1 protein-coding gene is annotated in these 5,840 nt (G+C 45.9%); it reads right to left on the reverse strand.

Annotated elements, in window-relative coordinates:
- A partial coding sequence (locus tag ACTXGJ_RS12565) for an ESPR-type extended signal peptide-containing protein (RefSeq protein ID WP_443566151.1) occupies nt 1–5,215 on the reverse strand: 5,215 nt, incomplete at its 3' end.
- Nucleotides 5,216–5,840: the final 625 nt, after the last annotated feature.

Below are 5,840 nucleotides of genomic sequence, written 5' to 3' on the forward strand. Positions count from 1 at the left end.
CGCCTGGGGCAACGTTGTCAGAGGCGGTGTCATTGACTTTGACGTTCCAACCTTTATTTGCTGTGGTGTTGACGGCGCTGAGCTGCTCTTCTGTTGCCGCGCGACCACTGCCATCAGCGAAGTTTGCACCGCTGATGGTTTGATTGGTCAATCCGCTTAGCGTTCCGGTATTGCCATCAATAGTAACTGGGTTTGTGCTGCCAACAGTAATGCTGTCAGCTAGGCTTACACCAATGGCGTTGTTGCTGACTGTGGTGATGAGGTTGCCATCACCATTGAAGTCAACTTTTTCACCCAGTTGAACGTTGTCGTCAGCACCGTTGTCAGCGCCAATATTAAAGCCTTGGGCAATAGCATTGGTGTTATTGGTGATATTGTCTTTATTAGTAGCAACATTTTGGTTAGTGGCATGCAATTGAGAGCCGTTAACAGCATCTTTTGAGCTTGTACTAAGCGTACCATCAGCTACATTTGTTATTGTAACTGGGCTGGCCCCTGCTCCGCCCAAGGTGACACTGGTTTTACCCGCATTGTCATACTGTACAGAGTTATCCGCCTTAGCTAAGCTTGCTTTACTGGCAGCACTAAGATCAACTGCAGCGTTAGTCACGTTGGTGCTAGCATCGGTGGTATTGGTTACCGTGACTGCACTTGAGCCTGCTGTCGTGCTAGCGCCCTTAGCATTGACAGTGTAGATATCTTGACCGTTACCGCCTGTGCTCTTAGTCACACCGGCTACGTTGGTGCCTGCCGCAACTTCTGTTTTGGCAGCAGCAGCAGCCCTATTTAGGTCGCCGATATTAGCAGCGTTGTTGTCATTGCCTACGCCACTAGCCACATCTGTAATGACTTTACCACCAGCATTAATGCCAGCAGCGGTAATGCTTGGGCCACCTGTGATGCTTAGACCACTATTGTTAATAGTTGTGCTGCCTATTTTTACACGGCCGTCAGTGCCTAGATCAATCTTTTCAGCCAGTTTAACGCTGATGCTGCCGTCTGCAGCGTTAGATACGGTCTGAATATTGTTTTCTGTACCCGTCGTAGCGCCGCCTTTCACCTTCAACACTTGGTTTGGGTTGCGAGTGACGACTGCGCCGTTATCACCCTGATATTGCTGATTAGTGGTGTTGATGGCGGTATAGACGTCACCACCATTCACTACAGAAGTGCTGCCTTGGGTGACATAATTTTTAGTACCGCCATTGGCGGTGCTATCAGTGTTGTTAACCGTCATACTGCCCGATGTAACTTTAGTAAAGGTCACATCGTCAGCGGTAGCGACCGTAATGTCTTTGCCATTACGCGTAATCTTTATATTTTTACCATCTTTGAGCTGTACAGTGCTACCAGGAGCAACGTTGCTGGTCGTATCACCGTTGGTCTGGACATTCCAACCCTGCGCCGCGTACTTGATAGCGCTTTCGACATTCGTGTAGTTGGTGCCATTAACATTTAGATTAGCGCTTACTGTATGATTAGCGGGATTATAGCTTGAATTACCACCAAGAGCGGTAGCAACGCTTTGGCCTGCAGTGTCTAGATTGTTCCCCAGTGCAGTTACTGCCTGATTAGTGCCATAAAGCTGCGAGCCGTTGATAGCATCAGTACTATTTGCTGATACGCGACCTGCAGCGACATTAGTAACAGTGCGCTCATTCCCTGCTGTGCCTACGCTGACCGTGCTAGCTGCATTGGTACCTGCATAAGTGTACTTATTCTTGTCGATTGTAGCATTTGGTGTATTTACTACAGCACCCGTTACTGAGCCTGCGCCGAGGGCTACGTCATTGTCATTGGTATTTGCTTTGGCTCCTTGACCAAGCGCCATTGCGCCTTGTTCTCTGGCTTGTGCTCCACGACCAAAGGCTATGGCATCCTGGGCACTAGCGGCAGCACCGCGCCCGAAAGCCGTTGCATCTTGGGCATTAGCAGTAGCTTCACGACCAATAGCTGTAGCATCCTGCTTACTGGCAGCGGCACCTGTTCCCATAGCAAGCGCATTTATATCAGTGGCACGCGCACCATCGCCCACTGCAGTGGCTGATTTTGCACGAGCCTTTGCTTCAACACCTAATGCTAAGGCGTTTTGTTCATCTGCTAGTGAATTTTTACCGATTGCAATTCCTGCAGTATTACGCTGAGGGTCTTGATTGTTTGGATCTTCAAAGCCAGACGTCGCACCAGTACCCATAGCGATACCATCGGTGGCATAACCTGTAGCACGAGTTCCTTGCGCAATAGCATTGAAACCACTGGCGCTAGCATTAGTGCCACTTGCTTGAGCATTAGTAGCGCTAGCGTTAGCATCAGTACCGCTTGCTTGAGAACTAGTACCACTTGCTCGAGAGCGACTACCAAATGCCATCGCATCATCTGCAGTCGATTCTGCATTGAAGCCTTGAGCTACGGCACGATCTTCTTTAGCCAGTGCAGTTCTACCAATTGCGATACCATCATCTGATGCGGTGGATCTAGCTTTAGTACCAATTACGATCGCATTATCGACCCGTTCGCCAGTTATTTTTTCATTAGATTCAGCACCGGTACCCATTACTAATGAGTTTTCACCATTACTAACCGCCTCATAACCAATTGCTACACCGTTAGCGTCATACACCCGGCTTTCATTACCAAGCACAGTAGACCGTTTCCCTTCAGCACGCACATTGTTGCCAATGGCAATTGAAACATCAGCGTCCGAGCGCGCTTTATAACCTAGTGCTAAGGACTCATCGCCCGATGCAGATGCTTCAGGACCAATTGCTATTGTGTTGGTACCAGAAGCTCCGTCATTATTACGGTTAGCACCTTCGGTGGAATTAACACTAAAATACTGGATACCGTTTTCTGCAATAGCAGTATTTAGCTGTCCTAGGTTGACGGCCTGACCATCCAGTGTGCCAGCTGCAACATCAAGTGTACCGTCTGAATTATATTTTGCGGCTTCTGGAGGAAGAACACTAACTGAGCCACTAGTAATCGCACCTATAGCATCTACAACAGTATCAAATTCTTCTGTACCACCACCTACCTTGTTTACGGTTATCTTGCCATAACTGCCATCCAGATTAAGCGGTACGCCGCCACCCACTAGATTAGCAACGCTTTGTTGCGCCCCTTTTAGCTGATTAACGTTAACGGCATCAGTGCCATTAGCACCATCTGCCACATTGACGATACGACGTGTGATATTTGCACTGGTACTACCAACGGAGACCACGCCTTGACCTGATACGTTACCTGTTAAATAGCTACTATTAGTTGAGTCACTATCAAGCGCCTTCGAGTTAAACCCTAACGCTATATTATTTCCTTCAGATTTTGAGTTAGCGCCTAGCGCTAGTCCTTGAGCATTAGATATAGCGTTGCTACCTACGGCTACTGCGTCAGTGTTATTTGCCTGCGCCTCATAACCCAAAGCGACTGAGTTGCTACCAGCGTTGGCTTTACTACCCACTACAGTTGAATGATCAAGAACCCCAGCATTTTTATTAGCCTGATAGCCCATAGAAATATTATATTCACCAGTAATACCCATACCAGCTTGAGTACCAATTGCTGTATTATTGTCACCTTCAACATTTGAGCCAGCATCAAATCCGATACCGATAGACTCTTTAGCAATCACATTTTGACCAGACTTCCTACCGATAGCGATGTTATCTCTTCGGTCACTGCCTACCGTACCAGTAGTACCCACCCCCGCACCAGTACCTATTGAGATACCGTCTGGAGATTTAGCTTCAGCACCATTACCCGCGGCGAAAGCGTTACCCGAACTAGCCGTAGATCGACCAAGAGCAATGCTATTACCGCCACTTGCATTAGCACCCTTGCCTAATGCAGTCGCATTCCCGCCACTTGCTTGAGCATCATCACCTAGCGCTGTGGCGCTACCACCAGTGGCAACGCTATCACGACCTACCGCAACTGCGCCTGCACCGCCACTACCTAGAGCGGCGCCACCAGCTGTTGCATTTTGTCCTAGCGCAATCGCGCCTTCACCTTGTGCAGTTACTGACGCACTGTCACCTGCTGCTAAACTGCTCACACCCTCAGATTTGGTATTTGGACCAATAGCAATGGATTCTTGTCCTATAGCTTCGGAGTCTGGCTGTTCAGAATTAGCATGAAAATACTTAACACCATCACCGCCATCAGTGAGTTTCCACAGCTGACCAGTAGTCGCCGCGTCCTTGCCGTTTTCTGCAATAGTGCCATTAGCAACGTTAGTTACCTTATTATTGCCCATATTGACTGTCTTGTTACTGGTAACAGTCAGACCACCAACAGTGACATTACCTGTAGTGGTTACTGTCGTAAAATTTGGGTTTGGTGAGGTAGCAACAGAAATCGCATTACCGTTGCGACTGATGACAATATTATTGCCATTCGTGAAATTAACCGTATCCCCAGTAGCAATCGTCTGTTTGGCTCCGCCATTTGCTTGAATATCCCAGCCTCGGTTAGCAGTTGTCTTAACTGCATCTAACTGACCGAAGTTCACCGCATCGTTTGTAGTAGTGCCATTAGCGACATTAGTTACCTTATTATTACCCATATTGACGGTCTGACCACCCGCAACCGTTAGGCCACCATTAGCATTGAGCATGCCGCCAACATTGGTATTACCAGTAGTCGTTACAGTAGCGAAATTTTGGTCTGGTGAGGTGGCAATAGAAATCGTGTTGCCAGTGCGGGTAATCTTAATATTGCTATCACCATCTTGGAAAGTAACCGTCTCCCCAGGACCAATCTTTTGTTCAGCGCCGCTATTGGCTTTAATATTAAAGCCTTGATTGGCAGTTGTCTTAACTGCCTCTAACTGACCAAAGTTAACCGCATCTTTTGTAGCAGTGCCATTAGCGACATTAGTTACCTTATTATTACCCATATTGACGGTCTGACCACCCGCAACCGTTAGGCCACCATTGGCATTTACCGTACCACTAGCTGTAACATCTCCATTAGCTGTAACGTTATCAAAATCACCATCAACTGCCATCGCCTGCATACTAAACCCAGATGCTGCAAGCCCTGCACAGATCGCCGTCAAGCGTAATAACTTTGCGCCTGAGCTGATCGCTTCCGATGTCGCTGAGTTTGAGCTCACCGCACTACTCGAAGATTTGCCACGGGCTTTGGCGTATTCAGCGACAGCAGTAAAGCAACCTAAAGATCGATTCCAAACAACTTTATAATTACGGTTCATAGTATGCCTTCTTAATAACTGAGAGAGAGGTGATACTTTTATAAAAAAATATCAAAAATAATCTTTCAACGCTTATTTCAAGCGTCTTTATTGTAGAGAAAGGTTGGTGGTCAACATCTACTTATTCAGAGTGGATAAGGTTAGATCTATACATAACAGCTAATTATTTTATATTATATTATTTCTATAATTTTCTGCTAAAACATCTAAAGCTATAAAAAAACACGATCTAGGCATCAACATAAGTAAATCGAACCTGAATGAATATAGAAAAGCAGCCGTACCTTAATTAAACTAATCATGTTCTGTAACTTAGAGTTACTGATACTTACATCATACCCATACTGCCGTCAGTGGACAATACCGCTTATCGTTGATTTAGTACCTTCCATCTAGTTTTACTAGTTTTTTGAAAAACATAGCTAAATACAGTATAAAAACCATCTAATCTATCCATTATATTGTCGCCTATTATCTGTTAAGTTTAAATAATAGGTTATGAAAGACTCAGCTATGCATAAATATAAGTATTCAAAAAAAACTTTATTAGCTATAGTTAAGTCTTTATAAAATCGATACAGCCCATATCATGAAACAGTTTAGGTAAATTATTCTCCATCCACCC

The organism is Psychrobacter sp. 1Y11, assembly GCF_052259045.1.
GTDB lineage: Bacteria > Pseudomonadota > Gammaproteobacteria > Pseudomonadales > Moraxellaceae > Psychrobacter.